This window comes from Leucobacter exalbidus, from assembly GCF_017834145.1.
Lineage (GTDB): Bacteria > Actinomycetota > Actinomycetes > Actinomycetales > Microbacteriaceae > Leucobacter > Leucobacter exalbidus.
The window spans coordinates 968,524-989,904 of sequence record NZ_JAFIDA010000001.1; the positions used below are offsets into that span (position 1 = coordinate 968,524).

At 63.8% G+C, this 21,381-nt stretch carries 22 protein-coding genes; 4 read left to right on the top strand and 18 right to left on the bottom strand.

The window, feature by feature from the left end; all coding sequences use genetic code 11:
- Nucleotides 1-35 precede the first annotated feature (35 nt).
- Nucleotides 36-1,376 carry an aminotransferase class III-fold pyridoxal phosphate-dependent enzyme gene (locus JOF28_RS04425; protein WP_209704656.1) on the top strand — a complete coding sequence of 447 codons (1,341 nt, stop codon included), beginning with the start codon at nt 36-38 and terminating at the stop codon, nt 1,374-1,376.
- 76 nt (nt 1,377-1,452) lie between these two features.
- Here JOF28_RS04425 and JOF28_RS04430 read toward each other — a convergent pair whose 3' ends face one another.
- The 15 genes from JOF28_RS04430 to JOF28_RS04500 form a co-directional block, all read right to left on the bottom strand.
- Entirely contained in the window at nt 1,453-2,337 is an 885-nt protein-coding gene (locus JOF28_RS04430; protein WP_209704657.1) for a PP2C family protein-serine/threonine phosphatase, read from the bottom strand.
- Nucleotides 2,338-2,408: 71 nt separating this feature from the next.
- Nucleotides 2,409-3,179, bottom strand: coding sequence for a YaaA family protein (locus JOF28_RS04435; RefSeq protein WP_209704658.1), 771 nt, complete (start codon nt 3,177-3,179; stop codon nt 2,409-2,411).
- Nucleotides 3,180-3,258: 79 nt separating this feature from the next.
- Entirely contained in the window at nt 3,259-3,519 is a 261-nt protein-coding gene (locus JOF28_RS04440) for a F0F1 ATP synthase subunit epsilon (RefSeq protein ID WP_209704659.1), read from the bottom strand.
- 3 nt (nt 3,520-3,522) lie between these two features.
- Nucleotides 3,523-4,980: a F0F1 ATP synthase subunit beta gene (gene atpD / locus JOF28_RS04445; RefSeq protein WP_209704660.1), complete on the bottom strand. Its 1,458-nt coding sequence runs from the start codon at nt 4,978-4,980 to the stop codon at nt 3,523-3,525.
- Between the two features lie 23 nt (nt 4,981-5,003).
- Nucleotides 5,004-5,894, bottom strand: a complete 891-nt coding sequence (locus tag JOF28_RS04450; RefSeq protein WP_209704661.1) for a F0F1 ATP synthase subunit gamma — start codon at nt 5,892-5,894, stop codon at nt 5,004-5,006.
- Nucleotides 5,895-5,969: 75 nt separating this feature from the next.
- Complete coding sequence (gene atpA / locus JOF28_RS04455) at nt 5,970-7,595, bottom strand: F0F1 ATP synthase subunit alpha (protein WP_209704662.1); 1,626 nt, start codon at nt 7,593-7,595, stop codon at nt 5,970-5,972.
- Nucleotides 7,596-7,649: 54 nt separating this feature from the next.
- Nucleotides 7,650-8,426, bottom strand: coding sequence for a F0F1 ATP synthase subunit delta (locus JOF28_RS04460; protein WP_209704663.1), 777 nt, complete (start codon nt 8,424-8,426; stop codon nt 7,650-7,652).
- Nucleotides 8,426-8,974, bottom strand: coding sequence for a F0F1 ATP synthase subunit B (locus JOF28_RS04465; RefSeq protein WP_209704664.1), 549 nt, complete (start codon nt 8,972-8,974; stop codon nt 8,426-8,428). The genes JOF28_RS04460 and JOF28_RS04465 overlap by 1 nt, the downstream gene beginning before the upstream one ends.
- Before the next feature lie 37 nt (nt 8,975-9,011).
- Nucleotides 9,012-9,236: an ATP synthase F0 subunit C gene (gene atpE / locus JOF28_RS04470; RefSeq protein ID WP_017791782.1), complete on the bottom strand. Its 225-nt coding sequence runs from the start codon at nt 9,234-9,236 to the stop codon at nt 9,012-9,014.
- 56 nt (nt 9,237-9,292) lie between these two features.
- Nucleotides 9,293-10,117, bottom strand: coding sequence for a F0F1 ATP synthase subunit A (gene atpB / locus JOF28_RS04475; RefSeq protein WP_245189865.1), 825 nt, complete (start codon nt 10,115-10,117; stop codon nt 9,293-9,295).
- Between the two features lie 190 nt (nt 10,118-10,307).
- Nucleotides 10,308-10,808 (bottom strand): Cg1360 family ATP-synthase-associated protein, encoded by a 501-nt coding sequence (locus JOF28_RS04480; protein WP_342452076.1) that lies wholly within the window; start codon nt 10,806-10,808, stop codon nt 10,308-10,310.
- Nucleotides 10,805-11,965, bottom strand: coding sequence for an MraY family glycosyltransferase (locus JOF28_RS04485; RefSeq protein ID WP_209704665.1), 1,161 nt, complete (start codon nt 11,963-11,965; stop codon nt 10,805-10,807). The genes JOF28_RS04480 and JOF28_RS04485 overlap by 4 nt, the downstream gene beginning before the upstream one ends.
- 1 nt (nt 11,966) lies before the next feature.
- The gene (locus JOF28_RS04490) at nt 11,967-12,632 is read right to left on the bottom strand and encodes an L-threonylcarbamoyladenylate synthase (RefSeq protein ID WP_209704666.1); all 666 of its coding nucleotides are present in this window, start codon (nt 12,630-12,632) and stop codon (nt 11,967-11,969) included.
- 11 nt (nt 12,633-12,643) lie between these two features.
- On the bottom strand, nt 12,644-13,573 hold the full coding sequence (prmC, locus tag JOF28_RS04495) for a peptide chain release factor N(5)-glutamine methyltransferase (RefSeq protein ID WP_209704667.1): 930 nt from the start codon (nt 13,571-13,573) through the stop codon (nt 12,644-12,646).
- A gap of 69 nt (nt 13,574-13,642) precedes the next feature.
- Entirely contained in the window at nt 13,643-13,990 is a 348-nt protein-coding gene (locus tag JOF28_RS04500; protein ID WP_209704668.1) for a hypothetical protein, read from the bottom strand.
- 177 nt (nt 13,991-14,167) lie between these two features.
- Between JOF28_RS04500 and JOF28_RS04505 the strand changes: the two genes are divergently transcribed.
- The 3 genes from JOF28_RS04505 (at nt 14,168) to cysE (ending at nt 16,517) form a co-directional block, all read left to right on the top strand.
- Entirely contained in the window at nt 14,168-14,776 is a 609-nt protein-coding gene (locus JOF28_RS04505) for a TetR/AcrR family transcriptional regulator (protein WP_209704669.1), read from the top strand.
- Between the two features lie 116 nt (nt 14,777-14,892).
- Nucleotides 14,893-15,828: a cysteine synthase A gene (gene cysK, locus JOF28_RS04510; RefSeq protein WP_209704670.1), complete on the top strand. Its 936-nt coding sequence runs from the start codon at nt 14,893-14,895 to the stop codon at nt 15,826-15,828.
- 119 nt (nt 15,829-15,947) lie between these two features.
- Nucleotides 15,948-16,517 (top strand): serine O-acetyltransferase, encoded by a 570-nt coding sequence (gene cysE / locus JOF28_RS04515; RefSeq protein ID WP_209704671.1) that lies wholly within the window; start codon nt 15,948-15,950, stop codon nt 16,515-16,517.
- Here the strand turns inward: cysE and JOF28_RS04520 are convergent.
- The 3 genes from JOF28_RS04520 to JOF28_RS04530 form a co-directional block, all read right to left on the bottom strand.
- On the bottom strand, nt 16,514-17,899 hold the full coding sequence (locus JOF28_RS04520) for an MFS transporter (protein ID WP_209704672.1): 1,386 nt from the start codon (nt 17,897-17,899) through the stop codon (nt 16,514-16,516). The two genes, cysE and JOF28_RS04520, sit on opposite strands and share 4 nt — an antisense overlap.
- 222 nt (nt 17,900-18,121) lie before the next feature.
- Nucleotides 18,122-19,195: a peptide chain release factor 1 gene (prfA, locus tag JOF28_RS04525; protein ID WP_209704673.1), complete on the bottom strand. Its 1,074-nt coding sequence runs from the start codon at nt 19,193-19,195 to the stop codon at nt 18,122-18,124.
- Nucleotides 19,196-19,245: 50 nt separating this feature from the next.
- The gene (locus tag JOF28_RS04530; protein WP_342452077.1) at nt 19,246-21,381 is read right to left on the bottom strand and encodes a hypothetical protein; all 2,136 of its coding nucleotides are present in this window, start codon (nt 21,379-21,381) and stop codon (nt 19,246-19,248) included.

The following is a 21,381-nucleotide window of genomic DNA, read 5'->3' on the forward strand; positions in this document are numbered from 1 at the left end:
CGATTCTGACCCCGTCTCGGGGCTAGGATTACAGCATGAGCGAAGCCACCGTTTCCGAGTCCAGTATTCCCCAGCAGCGCCTTCTCGTCACCGAGATCCCTGGCCCGCGTTCGCAGGAGCTGCACGCCCGACGTCAGGCCGTCGTGCCTCCGGGGGTGCACAGCGTGCTGCCGGTCTACATCGACCGCGCACACGATTCGATCGTCGTCGACGTCGACGGCAACCACATCATTGATGTGTGCGGTGGCATCGGCGTCATGACGATCGGCCACACCGATGCTTCGGTAGTCGCTGCGGCCCGCGAGCAAATGGGCAAGGTGACACACACACTGTTCACGATGACCCCGTACGAGCCCTACGTACAGGTCGCCGAGTACCTCGCGAAGTACGCGTCACAGCAGGAAACGTACAAGACCCTGCTCGTGAACTCGGGCTCAGAGGCCGTAGAGAACGGCGTCAAGATTGCACGCAAGTTCACGGGTCGCCCCGGCGTTGCCGTGCTCGAGCACGCCTACCACGGCCGTACGCTGCTCACCTCGTCGATGAACTACAAGGCCGTTCCCTACGCGGCCGGGTACGGCCCGCGCGCGGGCAACATCTACAAGGCCCCCAACTCGTACCCGTTGCACGACGGCCTCACGGGCGCCGAGGCTGCCGCGCGCACCATCGCTTACCTTGAGAAGTGCGCGGGCGCCGAAGACCTCGCGTGCCTCGTGTTTGAGCCCATTCAGGGCGAGGGCGGTTTCATCGTTCCCGCCGACGGCTTCCTCCCGGCACTCGCCGAGTGGTGCCGCGCGAACGGTATCGTGTTCATCGCCGATGAGGTGCAGGCGGGTATCGCACGCAGCGGCAAGATGTTTGCGTTCGAGCACTTCGGCATTCAGCCTGACCTCGTGCTCACGGCCAAGGGCATCGCGGGCGGCCTCCCCCTCGCTGGCGTCACCGGTCGCGCCGAGATCATGGACAAGTCGCAGCCCGGCGGTCTCGGTGGCACGTTCGGCGGTAACCCCGTCGCGTGCGCGGCTGCCGTCGCCGTCTTTGAGACCATCGAGCGCGACAACCTGCTGCTCGAGGCTCAGCGCATCGAGGCCACGTTCTCGGCGGGTTTGAAGGCCCTCCAGGCAAAGTACCCGGCAATCGCCGAGGTGCGCGGTCACGGTGCGATGCTCGCATTCGAGCTCACGAAGCCGGGCACGACCGAGCCTGATGCCGACCTCGTCGCCAGCATCATCGATTTCGCTGCGAAGCAGGGTGTCATGCTGCTCTCGGCGGGCATCTACAACCAGGCCATTCGCCTACTGCCGTCGCTGAAGATGACCGACGAGCTGATCGCTGACATCCTCAGCGTGCTCGACGAGGCATTTGCCGCGGCGTAAACCACACACGCAACAGGCCGCGCACCCCGAGGGGTGCGCGGCCTGTTGCGTTTACGCTGTGGCGTGAGCTGAGAGGTTATTCCTCTTCGTCGCCCGAACGCTTCTTTGACGACGTGCTGGTGTCATCGAAGTCGTCTGTGTTCAGCCCCGGCGCCTCGACGAGGCCCGTGTCAACAACGTCGCCGACGGCGTGCACATCAATCACGATCACCGTCACGTTGTCGCGCCCCGAGTTATCGAGGGCCTGCTTTACCAGCATGCTCGCGGCTTCTTCTGCGGTCTCGCAGGTCGCGAGGAAGTGCTGGATGCCGACGTCAGTGAGCTCTTTGGTGAGCCCATCTGAGCAGATCAACAGGCGTTGGCCCGCAATCAACGCGAGTGACGTGTAATCGGGCACGGCGGCCTCACCGAACCCGACCGCGCGCGTAATCACGTTGGCGTGCGGATGCGTCTCGGCCTCTTCGGGCGTGATCGCGCCCGTGTCGATCAGGTGCTGCACCACCGAGTGGTCGACCGTGATCTGGCTGAGCGCGCCCTTGAAGTATTGGTAGACGCGTGAGTCGCCAATGTTGAATACGCGCCAGGTCGGCTCGTCCTCTGTGCTGAGAAACACACCGGTGACCGTGGTGCCAGCCCCCAGCTCGGTGTCGCCAGCGTCGAGTTCAATATCTTCGACAGCGTCAGCGAGCACCGCATCAAGATCGGCGTCAGTGACCTGCTTCGAACCGCCCAGTTCGGCGATTCTGCGCACGACCGCGGCCGAAGCGACCTCGCCTGCTGAGTGCCCGCCCATGCCGTCGGCGACGGCAAAAACCGGGGCAATCGTCACAAAGCTGTCTTGGTTTGTGTCACGGCGGTGGCCGACGTCGGTCGCCCCGAACCACGACAGATCGAGCTCAAGCTCACTGTCGCTCCGGTAGCGCAAACGTCGCCGCGCGGCGTTCTCTCCGCGTGTCGTCACTGCTTCCACCTCTTTGACATCAGTACATCCTATCGCGGCCAGGCAGGCCGATACGTTACGAGCTTTAAGCTTTAGGCGCGGGTCGGTGCGCCCAGCTCGGTGACGAGGGTGAGCGTGTCACCGTCAAAGTCAAGGTTGAGGCCTGCGTCTTTCGCCCAGGCAATGAGCTCTTCAACGGAGGATACCGCTTGACCGGTTTGCGCCAGGCGACGAACCAGGTCACCCTTGGCCGCTTTATTGAAGTGGTTGAGGGCCCGCACTTGACCGTCAGCGCCGCGCTGGGCGACGTGGAGGCTGTGCCCCTCCCCCGCGCGCAGCGGCGCCAGTTGTGCGTAGTCCTTGGAGCGCAGATCGAGCGTGAACGCTGGCGCGTCCAGCTCTTCGTGGGCGGGTGCCCACACTCGCTTCAGCGGTTTACCCAGGTCGGGGAGCTTCGACGAGGCAGACAGCCGGTAGGCAGGAATCGGATCGAGAGCCCGCACCCGACCGAACAGGGCTGACTGAATCTGCACGTGCGCGCCGCACCAGGCACGTGCCTGAGCGCCGATGGTTTGGGCGTCGAGTGCGTCATAGAGCACCCCGGTGTAACGGTCGATCGCCGCCATAATGCCGCTCGACCCGATCGAGCGGTTGCGCGCGATTTCACCCCGGTTCTTCACCCCAAGTTTGAGGGCTTTCACGGCCGTTTCTTCGTCGGCGTCGGGGGCGCACAGTGCTTCGAGGGCGGCGCGTACCGCTTCGCGGGCTGGGGTGAGCGCGGGGCCAAAGGCGAGCAGCTCGGTGTCGAGGCTCCCCGATCCGCCTTCGCGTTTCGTTTCTGATGGCGGCAGCAGAATCTGCATGGCAACCTTTCTAGGGTTCAGACAGCAGAAGGCCGGTCGTACACACCAGGTGTACGACCGGCCTTCTAGAGAGGGAAGACTACGCTACCAGCGTGGCCTTGCCCGCGACGATGTTGATCGTGTCGTGGTCAACCGAGAGGAAACCGCCCTCGGCGTCGACCGAAATCTGCTCGCCGCCTTCGGTGGTCACGCGCACCTCGCCCTGCGCAAGCAGCGCGAGCATGGGCTGGTGACCGCTGAGGATGCCGATTTCGCCCTCGACCGTACGCGCGACGACCTGAGAGGCAGTGCCTGCCCAGACCTGGCGATCAGCCGAGACGACATTCACGTTGAGGGCCATGACTTACGCCAGGTCCTTCTGCATCTGAGCCCACTTCTCTTCGACGTCGGAGATTCCGCCAACGTTGAAGAATGCCTGCTCAGCGACGTGGTCGAACTCGCCCTTGGCGATTGCGTCGAACGACTCGATGGTCTCCTTGAGGGGAACCGTCGAGCCCTCTACACCGGTGAACTTCTTCGCCATGTAGGTGTTCTGCGGCAGGAACTGCTCGATGCGACGTGCACGCGATACGGTGATGCGGTCTTCTTCAGAGAGCTCGTCAACACCGAGGATCGCAATGATCTCCTGGAGTTCCTTGTTCTTCTGCAGAATCTGCTTCACGGTGGTCGCAACACGGTAGTGGTCGTCGCCCAAGTAACGGGGATCGAGGATACGCGATGACGAGGTCAGCGGGTCCACAGCCGGGTAGAGGCCCTTCGAAGCGATGGCACGAGAGAGCTCGGTGGTCGCGTCGAGGTGGGCGAACGTGGTCGCGGGAGCCGGGTCGGTGTAGTCATCGGCGGGCACGTAAATAGCCTGCAGTGACGTAATCGAGTGACCGCGCGTCGAGGTAATGCGCTCCTGGAGCACACCCATCTCGTCGGCGAGGTTCGGCTGGTAGCCCACAGCAGAAGGCATACGGCCGAGAAGCGTTGAAACCTCAGAGCCTGCCTGCGTGAAGCGGAAGATGTTGTCGATGAAGAGGAGCACGTCCTGCTTCTGAACATCGCGGAAGTACTCCGCCATGGTCAGAGCCGACAGTGCCACGCGCAGACGAGTCCCCGGGGGCTCATCCATCTGGCCGAATACAAGCGCGGTCTTGTCGAAGACGCCTGCTTCATCCATCTCGTGGATCAGGTCGTTACCCTCACGGGTACGCTCGCCAACGCCGGCGAACACCGAAACGCCACCGTGATCCTGCGCAACGCGCTGGATCATTTCCTGGATCAGAACGGTCTTACCAACGCCTGCACCGCCGAAGAGACCAATCTTGCCGCCCTGAACGTAGGGGGTCAGAAGGTCGATGACCTTGATGCCGGTCTCGAAGAGCTCAGTCTTTGACTCGAGCTGATCGAAAGCGGGGGGCGTGCGGTGGATGCTCCAACGCTCGGTAGCCTCGAACGTCTCGCCCTCTGCAAGGTTGAGTACGTTACCAGCAACGTCGAAGACCTTGCCCTTGGTGATGTCGCCCACGGGAACCGTGATTGACGAACCAGTGTCGGTAACTTCCTGGCCACGGACCAGTCCGTCAGTCGGCTTCAACGCAATAGCGCGAATCAGGTTGTCGCCCAGGTGCTGAGCAACCTCAAGCACGAGGGTGAACGACTCTGAGCCGTCGCCGAGGCTGACCTGGGTCTCAAGTGCGTTGTAAACGCCGGGAATAGCGTCGTGCGGGAACTCGATGTCGACAACAGGGCCGGTTACTCGAGCGATCCGCCCGACCACCTTGGCCTCAGTCGCCGATACGGCGGTTTCGGTCATGATTCTCTCTCTTCGTACTTCGACTAGTTGGCCAGCGCGTCAGCGCCGCCCACAATCTCGGAAATCTGCTGGGTGATCTCGGCCTGGCGAGCGTTGTTCGCGAGGCGGGTGTAGTCACGAATCAGCGTGTCGGCGTTATCACTTGCCGACTTCATCGCCTTCTGCGTGGCTGCGTGCTTAGCGGCGGCCGATGCGAGCAGCGCATTGAAAATGCGTGCTTCGATGTAGGCCGGCAGCAGCTGCTCGAGCACGACGTCTGCTTCGGGCTCAAATTCGTACAGCGGAGCCGGTGCGTCAGTCGCTTCTGCAACACCCTCGACAACCTCAAGCGGCAGCAAGCGGTTGACTTCGGGAACCTGGCTCACCATGCTGACGAGACGGTTGGACACGAGGTGGATTTCCTGTGCACCGCCCTCGTCTGCCGAGCGAGCGAATACCTCGAGGACCGACTCAGCAATTTCCTTCGCTGTGTCGAACGAGGGGTTCTCGGTGTCACCGATCCACATGCGCTCGGACGAGCGCTGGCGGAAGGAGAAGTATCCTTGCGCCTTGCGGCCGACCAGGTAGTAGACAACGTCCTTACCTTCAGCGCGAAGCAGCTCAGTAAGCTGCTCAGCTTCACGAAGCACCTGCGAGTTGAAGGCGCCCGCGAGGCCACGGTCGGAGGTGAAGATCACCACCGCTGCGCGGGTGACCGTTTCGGCCTCCTTGAGCAGCGGGTGGTCGGTGTTCGAGTGCGTTGCCACGGCCGAAACGGCGCGGGTGATCGCGGTAGCGTAAGGCGTGGATGCTGCGACGCGAGCCTTGGCCTTCTGAATGCGAGATGCTGCGATCAGCTCCATCGCACGGGTGATCTTCTTGGTCGTCTGGGCAGACTTAATCTTCTGCCGGTAGACCCGGAGTTGCGCTCCCATGTCTCTCCTGTGTTGGTCGGTGCTGGCTGATGGTGGCGGTGAGGTGGGAGCTTACGCTCCCACCTCGGTCCGTCACTACTTCTTTACGACCAGCTGCTCCTGCTTGATCTCTGCTTCATCGAGCGAGGCGAACTGTTCGTTCAGGCTCTTGCCTTCGCTCGTGCGGAACTCGCTCTTGAACTTCTCGATCTGAGTCGTGAGCTCTGCCACGGTCTCGTCAGAGAGAAGGTTCGTCTCGCGCAGCGTGGTGAGCGCCTGCGAGTTGCGAGCCAGGTAATCCAAGAACTCGCGCTCGAAGCGGAGGATGTCCTCCACGGGCACGTCGTCCATGAAGCCCTTGGTGCCAGCCCAGATCGAAACGGTCTGGTCCTCAACGGGGAACGGTGAGTACTGGCCCTGCTTGAGCAGCTCGGTGAGGCGTGCGCCACGCTCAAGCTGCTTACGGCTGGAAGCATCAAGGTCAGAAGCGAACATCGCGAAGGCCTCAAGCGCGCGGTACTGTGCGAGCTCAAGCTTCAAGGTGCCCGATACCTTCTTGATCGACTTCACCTGAGCGTCGCCGCCCACGCGTGAAACCGAGATACCCACGTCGACCGCGGGGCGCTGGTTAGCGTTGAAGAGGTCGGACTGCAAGAAGATCTGGCCGTCGGTGATCGAGATCACGTTGGTCGGAATGTACGCCGAGACGTCGTTTGCCTTGGTCTCGATGATGGGCAGGCCCGTCATCGAACCTGCGCCGAGCTCGTCGGACAGCTTTGCACAACGCTCGAGCAGACGCGAGTGCAGGTAGAAGACGTCACCGGGGTAAGCCTCGCGCCCCGGCGGGCGACGCAGCAGCAGTGATACTGCACGGTAGGCCTCAGCCTGCTTCGAGAGATCATCAAAGATGATGAGTACGTGCTTGCCGTCGTACATCCAGTGCTGGCCAATGGCCGAACCGGTGTACGGTGCGAGGTACTTGAAGCCTGCGGGATCAGATGCGGGAGACGCCACGATCGTGGTGTACTCCATTGCACCGGCTTCCTCGAGCGCGCCCTTTACCGAAGCAATGGTCGAGCCCTTCTGGCCGATAGCGACGTAGATGCAACGAACCTGCTTCTGCTTGTCGCCTGAAGCCCAGTTGGCCTTCTGGTTGATGATCGTGTCGATCGCAAGAGCCGTCTTACCGGTCTGGCGGTCACCAATGATCAGCTGACGCTGGCCACGGCCCACGGGGATCATCGCGTCGATAGCCTTGATGCCGGTCTGCAGCGGTTCGTGAACCGACTTACGCTGCATCACGCCGGGAGCCTGCAGCTCGAGTGCACGACGGCCCTCGATGCCACTGATCTCGCCGAGACCATCAATGGGCTTGCCGAGCGGGTCAACCACGCGGCCGAGGTAGCCCTCGCCCACGGGAACGGAGAGAACCTCTCCGGTGCGCGTGACCTGCTGGCCCTCCTCGATGCCGGTGAATTCACCGAGCACGACGACGCCAATAACGTCTTCGTCGAGGTTCTGAGCGAGTCCGAGAGTTCCATCCGCGAAGCGGATGAGCTCGTTCGCCATGACGCCGGGGAGTCCCGCGACGTGTGCGATGCCGTCTGCGGCGTCAACTACCGTTCCGACCTCGGTCTTATCTGCCTGGGCCGGCTCGTACGACGCTGCAAAGTCATTCAGCGCGCTACGAATCTCGTCCGGGCTGATTGAGAGTTCTGCCATTTCGTTTCCTCTGTCTGATCCGGAAGCGCCGCCCCCGGGGTGAAAAGTTGTGCCCTAAGCCGCGAGCTGCGTACGCAGGTCGTCCAGCCGGGAACGGATGCTGCCGTCGATGACGTCGTCGGCCATCTGCACGCGGATGCCGCCGATAACCGCCGGATCAATCACGGTGGTGATCTTCACGGTGCGGCCAGCGGTGCGCTCGAGAGCGGTTGCAAGCCGAGCCTGCTGCGCTGCCGAAATCGGAGCAGCAACAGTGACGGTTGCGAGTTCGCATCCGATCTGGTCTGCGGTGATGCGGGCTGCTTCACGCAGCGCCGCTTCAAACCGTCGACCGCGCGGGTGTGAAACCAGCTGGCGAGCGATAGCGAGTGCAGAGTCCGAGACCTTGCCGGTCAAGAGACTCGCCAGCAGCGAGACCTTACCGTCAGCTGCAACAAGCTTGCTGCCCAGCGTGAGCTGGAGATCGTGGTTCCGTGCAACGACATCGGCAATCGCGAGCAACTCATCTGAGAGGCCGGGGTTCTTGGAGCCCTCGGCACGCAGGCCGAGTTCTTCAATACCCGCGACCAGCTCAACTGAGTTTGACCAGCGACCAGCAACCACCGCGGTGAGGACCGCGCGCGCGTCAACGGAGAGCGCGCCGAAGAGCCGTGAGACCACGGAGCTCTTCGCCTCGGCCGCAGCGGAGGAGTCTCCGAGCGCGGAAGCGAGTGCCGGGTTCTGAGCGATAACGCCCGCAACCTCAAGCAGCTCGACACCAACGGTCGTGGCCAGGCCGTCCCGCAGAGCGGTACGGGCCTGTGCAAGTGCTTCGCGTGACGCGCTACCCATTACTTGGCCGCCTTCTCGGATGCCTCGAGATCAGCGAGGAAGCGATCGACGAGAGCCGATGCCTTCTGATCATCGTTCAGGCTTTCGCCAACAACGCTCGAAGCGAGGTCGATGGCGAGTGATCCGACGTCCTTGCGCAGCGAGACAACAGCGCTCTGGCGCTCTGCCTCAATCTGAGCCTGGGCAGTCTGCGTGATGCGAACCTGCTCAGCGGTAGCGTCTTCCTTAGCCTTGGCGACGATCTTCGCGCCATCTGCACGTGCAGAGTCGCGAATCTCGCCAGCTTCCTGGCGGGCGCTAGCCAGCTGCGCGGTGTATTCCTGCAGCGCAGCCTCGGCCTTAGCCTGAGCTTCGTCTGCCTTGGCGATGTTGCCTTCAATTGCTTCGGCGCGAGCGTCGAGCATGATCTGAACCTTCGGAAGGAAGACCTTCCAGAAAGCCACCAGGATGATGACAAAAGCGATCGCCGACCAGACGATGTCATACGTCGCCGGGAGCAGCGGGTTACGCGTCGTGCTCTCTGCAGCGAACTGCAATGCGAGATTCATCGTGCCTCCCTTTCGAGACTAGGGAAAGGTGGTCTGATTAAACGAAGATGAAGTAGGTGGCAACGCCGATGAGCGCGAGCATCTCCGTGAAGGCGATGCCGATCCACATCATGCCCTGGAGCTTGCCGGCGAGCTCAGGCTGGCGAGCGGTGCTCTCAATGGTCTTGCCGACCACGATGGCAACACCAATGGCGGGGCCGATTGCAGCGAGGCCGTAGCCTACGGTCGCGATGTTGCCCGAGATTTCAGCGAGAACAGACACAGTATGTGTTTCCTTCCGTATGTGGGTTTCGGCGGTTGCCGAGACCCGATGGGTTTTTAGTGCTCGTCAGCCAGCGCGAGCTGGATGTAAAGCGCGGTGAGCAAAGTGAAGACGTAAGCCTGCAGACCAGCAACGAACACCTCAAAGAGGGTGAACGCGAGGCCGAACACGAAGGTGCCGGCGCCCACTGCTGGGAAGAATCCGCCAGCGTCGAGCACGAAGAAGTTCGTAGCTGCAAACAGCAGCACGAGGATCATGTGACCAACAAGCATGTTCATCAGCAGTCGCAGTGCAAGTGTCACCGGGCGCATGATAAAGGTCGAGAGGAACTCAACCGGGGTGACGAGCAGGTACATGACCTTGGGTACGCCAGCCGGGAACAGCGAGTTCTTCAGGAACTTACCGGGGTGCTTGCGCAGACCTGCATAGAGGAATGCGACATACGCCACAATCGCCATGAAGATCGGGAAGCCCACTACGGACGAGGCCGCAATGTTAAACCCGGGAACAACGCCGGTGACGTTGAAGGCGAAGATGACGAAGAACATCGACATCAGCAGAGGAGCGAATCGACGCCCCTCCTTTACGCCAAGTTGAGCCTCGATGACGTTATTGCGCACGAAATCGAGCGCAAACTCGAGAACGCCCTGGCCACGGGTCGGCACAACCTTCAGGTTGCGCGTTCCGAGCCAGAACAGCAGCAGCAGCACGATCACCATGATCACGCGAATGATCATGATGCGGTTCATTTCGAACGGCGTGCCCGCAAAGAGCACCGCTGCCGGGAAGAAGTCATCAAGGGTGGGGCCGTGGAAGCCACCCGCTTCAGTACCGAAAAGTCCGGGGGCCACGAGGTGCATAGCGTTAGGGAACAGCGCCATTCTCCTGTATTCGGGGTGCGGATATAAGCCGCACGGCTTCGAACGATGGACGTGCCCCCAGCACGTATTGGGCGCACCTCAAGTGACGCCCGGCAGGGACATACCTCAGTGTAACAATACTTTCGCCCTCTGAGAAACCAAACACTCCAAATTCAAGCGCTCATTTGGTTTCATTTTTAGGGCGAAAATACTAATCTGAATAGTTTGCGATCGCGATGCGACCGCGGGCAAAGACAACTACGTTGACTGCCAGCGAGACCACCACACCAATGATGATCCCCAAGAACAGCATCGTCGAGTTCAGCCATTCCTGATCTTTCAGCAGCATGGCGGCGGCAATGAAGACCACAATCTTCAGCAGCCACGCCCCCATCACAATGCTAAAGAAGATCTGCAGGTACGCCGGGCTCGCTGAGAAGCGGTTACCAAATGCGATGCTGCCAGCCGTGAGCGTCAGGAAGATACCGGCGATACCGGCGCCGATCGCGCCGCCCACCACTCCGGTCATTCCCGAGACGAACCACCCGATAGCGGCAAACACCACGATGAGCAGAATCGAAACGACGATGCCCCACTTCACCGCACGCAACAGCACAGGCTGCGAGGTCGGCATGAAGTTTTCAGTGGCGGGCTCGCCGGCGGTGGTGCTGCCAGTTGTGGCCGCTGTGGGCGTCTGGTCGTGTTCTGTCACTCGGGACTCCTATCGTTGGGCACACGTAGAGTCAACGCTAGCAAGCTTCGACGGGCGATCGCTGTGCGTACCCGCGCGATCGGCATCAGCAGCACCATCGCGCACACCATCCCACCCACGATTAACACGATCAGCGGGATCGTGTAGCTCTGCAGCGTGAACACGAGCAGCACGGCGGTGGAGAGCACCGCGGTGCCGAGATAGAACACGACTACGGCCTGCACGGGCGAGTGGCCCATGTTGAGCAGGCGGTGGTGCAGGTGGAGTCGATCAGCCGTAAACGGGCTCTGACCGGCCCGCAGGCGCCGAAATACCGCGAGCGCAAAGTCTGCCAGCGGCAGTGCGAGCACCGCGATCGGCAAGATGATCGGAATGTAGCTGGCGAGCACGAGCTTCTGGTCGAGGGCGGCGGGGTTGAGTTTGCCGGTCACCGACACGGTGCTCGCCGCCATCAAGAGACCCACAAGCAGTGCTCCGGTGTCACCCATAAACATTTTGGCGCGGTGCCAGTTGTAGGGCAGAAAACCCGCGCACACCGCCACGACGATGCAGGCGATAAAGCTCGCGAGGGTGACGGCGTCAACTCGGCCAATGCGGTCGTGCAGCAGCATCGTGTAGACGAAGAACACGGCGTTGGCGATAATGGCGACGCCCGCGACGAGCCCGTCGAGCCCATCAACAAAGTTCACGGCGTTCATCACAACGGTCATGAGCACCACGGTGATCACAAAGTTCCACACGGCAGAGCCAACTATGAGGGTGTCCCCCACGGGCAGCGACACGATCTGCAGCCCATTCCAGGCGAGCAGCCCGGTGGCCACAAACTGGGCGCCGAGCTTCACCATCCAGTCCAGATCGAGCAGGTCGTCGAGGATGCCGATGACGGCGATGAGCGCGCAGGCACCGGCGAGCGCCCACATTTCAGTGCTCTCGGCATAGATCTGCCGAAATTCGGGCAGCAGCGCACCGGTCGCGAACGCGGCCAGCATGCCGGCGAACATGGCGACCCCGCCAAGCCTCGGGGTTGGGGTGTCGTGTACGTCGCGCTCGCGCACGGCCGGCGCAAGGTTGTACTTGCGGCTGAGGCGCAGCACGAAGTAGGAGGCGATTGCGGTGACCGCGGTCGCCACTACCGCGACGATGAGATAGGAGAGCACGTTAGTCCTCGATGGTCACCTGCGGCAGGGCTTCGGCCAGATCTTCGCGGGTGACACCTCCCTCGCGCAAAATACGCAGGCTGCCGCCTTCTTCGGTGAGCGCGGTGGCGTCAATAATGGTCGAGGCTTCGGGCTCGTCGGCGTTCGCCCCGTTTTCGAGGTACACCGAAACCGAGTCTTCAAGCATGGCCTGAGCCTCGGCGGCGGTGCGCGCGGGCGGCTCCCCCGTCTTGTTCGCAGACGACACCGCGAGCGGGCCGGTCTCCTGGAGCAGCTCAAGGGTGAGCGGCTGGTTGGGGATGCGCAGGGCGACGGTGCCGCCGGTCTCCCCCAGATCCCAGCTGAGTGCCGGGTTGGCCCGGGTGATGATGGTGAGCGCACCGGGCCAGAACGTTTCGGCGAGGGTGCGCAGCGGCGCCGTAACCTCGGCGGCTAGCGCGTCAAGGGTGGCGACATTGGGGATCAGCACGGGCGGCGGCGACTGGCGCGTGCGGCCCTTTGCGTCGAGCAGGCGCTGCACCGCTTCTGCGGTAAACGCGTCTGCGGCCACACCGTACACGGTGTCTGTGGGGATCACCGCGAGCTGCCCACTGCCAATCGCTCGCCTTGCGGCGCGCATTGCCGAAATGAGCTGGGTGGTGTCGCTGCAATCAAATACCTCTGCCATAGCGCCCCAGCTTACTCGGCTTGGCCAGGGAGTCTCGCCGAAGTCGCCCGATCGCGGCCCGTGAGGTCGACGTGGGTGTGCGTTTGCTGCCACCCGTCGCGTGCGAGCAGCCCGCGAATCGCGGCCCCCTGCTCTTCGGTGTGCTCGAGCACAATGAGCCCACCGGGCGCGAGTAGCCGGCGCCCGGCACGGCTCAAGATCCTGATGGCGTCGAGCCCATCGCTGCCACTGTAGAGCGCGAGATCGGGGTCGTGTTCGCGCACCTCGGGGTCGACGGGAATCTCACTGGCCGGCACGTATGGCGGGTTCGACGCGAGCACTGCGAAGCGCTCCAAAAGCGGCGTGATTGCGCGGTCGATCTCGCCTGCGGGCTGTTGAGTTCCTTGATCCGGATCATCGAGCTCAGCGATATCGCCCAGCAGCAGCGTGACCCGGTGATCGCCCCAGTCGGCCACGTTTTGTGCGGCCCAGGAGTAGGCAGTTTCGTCTTTTTCGACGGCCCAGATGCGCGCGGTGGGCACCTCGTGCGCCATCGCGAGGGCGAGGGCTCCGCTGCCCGTGCAGAGATCGAGCGCGAGCGGATCGGGCTTAAGCGCGAGTTCATCGATCGCGATTTGCGCGATTAATTCAGTTTCGGGCCGCGGCACAAACACGCCGGGGCCGACCTTCAGCTCAAGGGTGCGAAACGGTGCGAGGCCGGTGAGGTGCTGCAGCGGCACGCGCTCGGCACGGCGTTGTCCCAGCGCTTCGAACTGCGCGTGCTGCGCTTCGGTGAACGTGCGTCCCATGATGGCGAGGGCTTGCACCCGGCCGCGTGATTCGCCCAGCACGTGGCCGGCGAGCAGCTCGGCATCGACCATCGGGGTGTCGATGCCGGCCGCGGCGAGGGTGTCAGCGAGCTGGCGCAGCTGCTGCTGCAGCGCGCGAGAGTGAGAAGCCATAGCCTCTACTTTCCCACACCCAGGCGGGAGCGCTGCGCGGTGACTTCCGCGCAGCGCTTCCCACAGGGTTTACCAGAATACGGCGATTGCCACGTTGATGAGCGACAGCCCACCCACGGCGTGAGCGATGCCCGTCGATACAGGCTCGCCCTTCTTGACCTTGCTGCGGCCGATCCATGCGGCGACCAGAATGCCCACGAGCAGCACCAGCTTGACGCCGATCTTGATGTGGTTGACGCTGCCGTCGCCCATTTCGGCGAGGCCCACGAGCAGCAGGCCCGTGATGAGCTGCACCCAGGCGCCAGCAAACTGGAATACCCCCACCGTGGGGGTCTTGAACGTGGCGAGCCAGCCACCCACGAGGGCAGCGGCACCGAGAAGGTGGAAGAACACGAGAACGGTATGTAGGAAGTCCATACCCTCGAGCATAGGCAGCCTTTGCACACGCCGCTGGGCGCCCCCCGATGGCCGGTGAGAATCAGAGCAACTACACAGTTTCACGACACCGTGTCGGTATCATGCGTAGAGTCACTTTCGGCGCACTGACGGGCCTCGTCACTGTTGACCCGCTGGCGAGAACTGGAGGCGATATCTATGCCACGCCTTGAAGCGGCAACGGTGGCCGAGCATCGCGCAAACCAAGAGCGCCTGCTGCTCGATGTCGCTCATTCCATGCTGCAGCGCACGGGGGCCGTGCCCGGCATGGGCGCCGTGGCCGCCGGGGCTGGGCTCGCCCGCTCGAGCATCTACCAATACTTTGATTCTCGCGAGGCGCTGCTCAATGCCCTCGTGGAAGATATCTTTCCCAAGTGGGCCGAGCGCGTGACCGGGGCGATGGCTGCCGCACCCAACGCGGGCGCCCGCATACTGGCGTATGCGCTTGCCAATCTTGAACTTGTAGCCGAGGGCGCCCACGCGGTCGGGTCTGCGCTGGCCACACTGTCCCCCGGCGACGCCGTGAATGAGCAGGCCGCGCGCATGCACCGCCAGATCCAAGAGCCCCTCACCCAGGCCCTCATTGAACTGCGCGTGGCTGACCCCGAGGGCGTGGGTGAGCTCATCAACGCCATGGTGCACGCCTCGACACTGCGGCTCGAAGCTGGCCAGCCACCCGCTCAGGTGCGCGAGAACCTCACGGCAGTTATTGCCCCGATGGCGCAGCAGCTGCAAGAGCAACACAGCGGCCAGGATCCCCTCACATAGATCGGCGAGGTTCGCCCGACGCGTAATCGGGCGACTTAGGCTATAAGTGATCGGAAACACTCCGATAAGGTGGAGCTATAGTTTAGCGTCGCACTCAACCGCAGGAGGATGCACCCATGGCACGGATTTACGACAACATTACCCAGGCTTTCGGCAAAACGCCGCTCGTTCGCCTCAACCGCGTCACCGACGGCGCCGTTGCCGAGGTATACGCGAAGCTCGAGTTCTACAACCCCGCAGGCTCGGTGAAGGATCGCATCGGTATCGCGATCATCGACGCCGCAGAAGCCTCAGGCGCATTGAAGCCCGGTGGCACCATCGTTGAGGGCACGAGCGGCAACACCGGCATCGCCCTCGCCTTTGTTGGCGCAGCGCGCGGCTACCGCGTCGTACTCACGATGCCCGAGACGATGAGCATCGAGCGTCGCAAGATGCTGAAGGCGTACGGCGCCGAGATCGTACTCACCCCCGGCGCAGCCGGCATGCGTGGCGCAGTCGAGAAGGCTCAGGAGATCGTTGACTCAACCCCCGGCGCCATTCTCGCCAACCAGTTCGGCAACGCAGCCAACCCCGCCGTGCACTACGCCACCACGGGCCCCGAGATCTGGGCCGACACTGAGGGCAGCGTTGACATTTTCGTTTCGGGCATCGGCACCGGCGGCACCATCACGGGCGCCGGCAGCTACCTGAAGGAGCAGAACGCTGCAGTGCAGGTCGTTGCGGTTGAGCCCAAGGACTCCCCGCTGCTCACCGGCGGCAACGCAGGCCCGCACAAGATCCAGGGCCTCGGCGCAAACTTTGTGCCCGAGGTGCTCAACACCGAGCTGTACGACGAGGTCGTTGACGTTGAGCTCGAAGACTCGCTGCGTCTGGCACGCGAGCTCGCGACCCGCGAGGGAATCCTCGTGGGCATTTCGGGTGGCGCCGCCGTATCTGCCGCACTCGAGGTCGCCAAGCGCGCCGAGAACGCGGGCAAGAAGATCGTCGTCGTGATCCCCGATTCGGGCGAGCGCTACTTCTCGACCGTACTGTTTGCAGACCTCGAGGTCTAACACGCCGTGACGCGGGGGTCGGGCATAGGCTGCCCGGCCCCCGCGTTGTCGTGACCACGGTCAGAACACCCACTCCACACCCCAGTGGTTCCCCAGATCTCAGAATGAAGCGAGGCAGCGTGAGCATCCTGTCGAGAATCCGTGAAGACGTGCAGTCGGCGCGCTCCCATGACCCCGCGGCGCGCGGCGCCCTCGAAGTCGCCGTGGTGTATTCGGGGTTACACGCAGTCTGGTGGCACCGGGTGGCACACACGCTGTGGTCACGGGGTGCCCGCTTTCTTCCGCGCCTGATTTCACAGGCCACACGCTTCGCCACCGGCATCGAGATTCACCCGGGCGCCACCATTGGCCGCAGGTTGTTCATCGATCACGGCATGGGGGTCGTCATTGGCGAGACCGCCATCATCGGCGATGACGTGCTCATCTACCACGGCGTCACGCTCGGCGGCACCGGCCATGGCCGCGGCAAGCGCCACCCCACCCTGGGCAACCGCGTGGTGGTGGGCGCCGGCGCAAAGTTGCTCGGCGCCATCGAGCTCGGCGATGACTGCGCCGTCGGCTCAAACGCCGTCGTGGTGCGCTCGGCCCCCGCGTGGTCGACCCTCACCGGTATACCGGCGCAGGCTCGGCCGAGGCGTGGAGCGCCCCGGGCCGAACAGCCCGACATGGCCGACTTCTACGTCATCTAACGCAGCCGGCGCCCGCGCTCGGCCATCCAGCGCTGCGTGCGGCGCCGCTCGATCAGCACCATCGTGATCCCGAGCACCCACAGCGGCACCTGCACCGCGAACGCCCACTTAAAGGCCGTAAGCGAGTAGGCATCGGGTGATCCGGCGCCTTGTACGTCAAGCACCAGCCCGATCAACAAGATCACAATCAGCGAGGCAATGAAGCCGCCCGTGTTGACGAGCCCCGTCGCGAACCCGGCGAAGCTGCGCGGTGAGTGCGACCGCAGCACCTCGAACGCGATCATCGAGGCCGGGCCGCCCAGCGGCATCACGATAATCAGCGCGAGCAGCAGCCACAGCGGCGGCGGGCCGGGCCACAGGAACACCGTGCCCCACACGATCGCGATCGCGAGGGTAATGCCCACGTTGATCCACACGCGGCGCTCGACGAACCGCGAGCTCAGCGGGCCGAGCACGAGGCCGGCCACCATCGATGACACCACCGTGATGCTCAGCAGCGCCCCCGATTGTGAGGCAGACAGACCCACCCCGCCCGTCAAGAACGGGGTGCCCCAGATCAGCAGGAACACGTTCGCCGCGAAGGGTGAGGTGAAGTGCAGCCAGAATGCGAGCCTGATGCCCGGGATGCGCAGCATGCGGCGGGCGCGATCGATTACCTCGAATCCGCGGTGGGAATCAACCAGCGGAATGGTGGAGGTTTGGGGCGGCCCAATCGACGAGGTGACGGCCTCAGGCTCCCCCGCCAGCGAGCGCGCGTTGAGGGTGAGTTTGCCGCGGCGCCCCGTGATCTGCTCGACGAGCGTGGGGGCGCCTGGGCGATCCCGCATCACGAACGCACCCAAAATGGTGACGAGCAGGCCGACGGCCGCGAGGCCCAAGAAGCCCTGGGTCCAGCCGACCGCGCCCACGAGCAGCGCCAGCGGGGTCACTGAGACCAGCTGTCCGGCTTGGCCGATCAGCCCCGTAACCTGGCTCACCGTGGGCAGCTGCCGCACCGCGAACCACTCGGGGAGCATACGCATCACGCTAATAAACGTGCACGCGTCACCCGCGCCCACCAGCACGCGGGCTAGCACCGCAAGCCACACATTATCGACCGTCGCCATTGCGGTCTGGCCGATCAGCATCAGCACGCCGCCGCCCAGCACCATGTTCGTGGTGCCCACCTTGTCGAGCAAAATACCCACGGGGATCTGCAGGGCGGCATAGACCACCAGCTGGATCACGGGGAACGCCGCGAGGGTCGTTGCGTCGATGTCGAAGTGGTGTTGGGTGGCTGGGCCGAGGGCGGCGAGTGAGGAGCGATTAATCACTGCCACTGCATACGCGATGGCGGCCACACCCCAAACAAACCAAGGGAGCAGTGGGCGTGCTGTGCGCATGGCCTCAGCCTACTCTCGGGTGCGTCCCTGGCAGCCCAGGCGCGCGGTGCCGCTCCCCCGGTTCAGCACCCGGCCTTGCACTCGGCCGGCCCCCGGCCCAGCACCCGGCCAGCCCTGGCCAGCCCCGGCCTGCATGGCACCGCGTACGAAAACGGGCCCTGCTTCCTCGCACAGTGTGCGAGGAAGCAGGGCCCGAGATGCGTGGCCGATGGCCGGGTGAAGTTACTCGCCCAGGTTTGCCAGGCGCTCTTCTTCGTCAGCGCGAATGCACGAGTCGATGACTGCGTCGAGCGCACCGTCCATCACGTGATCAAGGTTGTATGCCTTGAATCCCGTGCGGTGATCTGCGATGCGGTTCTCGGGGAAGTTGTACGTGCGAATGCGCTCGGAGCGATCCATCGTGCGGATCTGGCTCGAGCGGTACGCACTTGCCTCAGCGGCGGCTTCCTCTTGCTTGCGCGCCAGCAGTCGTGCACGCAGCACGCGCATACCCGCGTCGCGGTTCTGCAGCTGGCTCTTCTCGTTCTGCATCGCCACGACAATGCCCGTGGGAATGTGCGTGATGCGCACGGCCGAGTCGGTCGTGTTCACCGACTGGCCGCCGGGGCCGCTCGAACGGTAGACGTCGATCTTGAGATCGTTCTGGCTGATCTCAACCTCTTCAGGGGCGTCAACCTCGGGGTACACGAGCACGCCCGTGGTGGAGGTGTGAATGCGTCCCTGTGACTCGGTCACGGGCACACGCTGCACGCGGTGCACGCCACCCTCGTACTTCAGGTGCGCCCAGGCGCCCTGCGACGGATCGGCAGCGTTGGCCTTGATCGCGACCTGCACGTTCTTGTAGCCGCCCAGATCGCTCTCGTCTTTCTCGAGGATCTCGGTCTTCCAACCCTTGGACTCTGCATAGTGCATGTACATGCGCAGCAGATCGGCGCCGAACAGCGCCGATTCTGCGCCGCCCTCGCCACCCTTGATCTCAAGGATGACATCGCGTGCGTCGTCGGGGTCGCGCGGAATCAGCAGACGCCGCACCTTCTCCTGAGCCTCAGCGAGCCCGGTTTCAAGAGCGGGGATCTCTTCAGCGAAGGCGTCATCTTCGCGTGCAAGCTCGCGTGCGGCCTCAAGGTCTGCACCCTGCTGCTGCCACTGCTCGTACGCAGCCTTAATCTTGGACAACTCGGCGTAGCGCCGGTTGACCTTCTTTGCACGTGCCGCATCGGCGTGCAACGCCGGATCTGCAAGCGTCTCCTGCAGTGCGAGGTGCTCAGCGAGCAGTGTCTCGACCTGTTCGAACATGTTTCCTCCGAGAATGTGTTCTGTGTAAGTGACCGTGAAGCGTGTAAACGCTAGGCCGCGGAGGTGGTCTGCAGAACTGCAGCGCCACGCGTGTGCGAGCGCTCAGCAACTACGGTGACCGCAGCGGGAGCGGTGGCTGCGAAACGAATTTCGCAGTTCGCCACGGGGCGCAGGTCGCGCAGCAGCTGCTTGTCAGCAGCAAAACCAGTCTTTGCAGCGGCGGTGGCGAGCACCGTCACCGATCCGCCGTTTTCAACGTTGCGGGCCGCGCCAAGCACGCGACGCACCTGAGCGGTCGCAAACTCGTCGACGGCTCCGTTTGCGGGCCGCGATGAGACGGGCTGTGCCTGGGCGTAAGCCCGAGCCAGGTCGCCTACCGAGTCGATCAGCACGACGACGTCGTGGCCGAGCTCAGCGAGACGCTTTGCGCGCTCGATACCCAGCTCAGCGATCGTGGCCTGGTCTTCTGCCGTGCGCTCGAACGATGCGGCGATGACCTCACCGTTGACGGTGCGCGTCAGGTGGGTGATGTCTTCGGGCTGTGCGTTGGTGAGCAGCAGCATCAGGTGTGCATCGGGAGCGTTCTGGCTCACCGAAGCGGCGAGCTGGCTCAGCACCTCGATGCCGCGTGCGGGCTGGGGCACCACGAGCAGGCCACGCTGGCCGAAGCCCACGGGAGCTGCAGCGTCAATCTCGCTGCCAATGCCTGCGCCGGTCGAGAGCGGCAGCTGGCGTACGGGGTAGATGGCTGAGAGCTCAGAGAACTCAGCGCGCTGCTCGTTCTCTTCGATCGCGCGACCGTTGATCGAGTCAACCTTCACAATGGCGTTGTACTTCTGACGCCCGGCCTGATCGCCTTCGCGGGGCTGACGAATAGCGCCAACGACTGCGTCGCCGCGCTTCAGACCGTACTTCTTGACCTGACCGAGCGAGACGTACACGTCGCTCGTGCCGGGCAGGTAACCGCTCGTGCGCACAAACGCGTAGTTGTCGAGCACGTCGAGGATGCCCGCGATGGGCAGCAGGACATCATCTTCGGTGATCTCGGGATCGATATCGTCACCCTGGCCGCGACGCTTACGGTCACGCTGGCGGGTGCGGCTCGAACGGCTTTCGGCGTTCTTGTCGTTGTGGCGGTTCGACTCGGGGCCGTTCTGGCTCTCACCGGTCTTCTGGCCACGCTGGTTCTTGTTCGCCTGAGCCTGGTTCTGGTTCTGGTTCTGAGCCTGGTTCTGGTTCTGGTTCTGAGCCTGACCCTGGTTCTGAGCCGCGCCCTGAGCCTGGTTCTGGCCCTGGGTCTTGGTCTCAGCAGCTGCAGCCTCGGGCTGCGCAGCCTCTGCGGTCTCAGCAGTTTCAGGCCTCTGGCCACGGCGGCCACGGGTGCGACCGCGGGTGGGGCGCTCGCCCTCAGCCTGGTCAGCGTTGGTCTTGTCGGCGTCAGCCTGCTCGGCCGACGTGGCCTCAGCAGCCTGATCAGCGGCGGGCGTTTCGCTCGACTCGCTGGCGACCGGCTGCGACGCTGCGGTCTCAGCGGGCGCTGCGGTCTCGGCCTCGGGGGTCTCGGCGATGGGCTCAGCAGCCTTCGCTGCCTTGCTGACCCGTGCACGACGCGTGCGCTTCACGGGAGCCTCAGCTGCAGCAGTTTCATCTGCGGCGGCCTCAACGGGGGCCTCAGCCGCAGCCTCGGGGGCGGCTTCGGCAGCGGGTGCTTCAGCAGCGGGAGGCTCGACGGCTTCAGCAGCAGGAGCCTCAACGGGCTTCTTACGAGCACGCGTTACGCGCTTCTTCGGCGCCTCAACAGCAGCCTCAGCGGCAGGTGACTCAGCAGCAGGTGCTGCGGTCTCCGCAGCGGCCTTGGGAGCTGCAGCCGATGATTCAGCAGCGGCGGGTGCCTCAGCAGCAGCCTCAGCCGTGACCGGCTTCTTACGAGCACGCGTCACGCGCTTCTTCGGCGCTTCAACAGCAGCGGGCGCTGCGTCAGCGGCGGGGGCCTCAGCGGCAACCGCTGCGGCCGGAGCAGCAACGGCCGCAGCAGCCGGCGCCACGACGGTGACGGGCGCAACGGCCTCACCGGCGGGGGCCGTCACGCGACGCGATGCGCGCTTACGCACGGGTTTCTCAGCAGCAACCGCGGCAGTTGCGTCGCCACCGACGCTGGCCTGGGGCTCAATTACATTGTCTTCCAC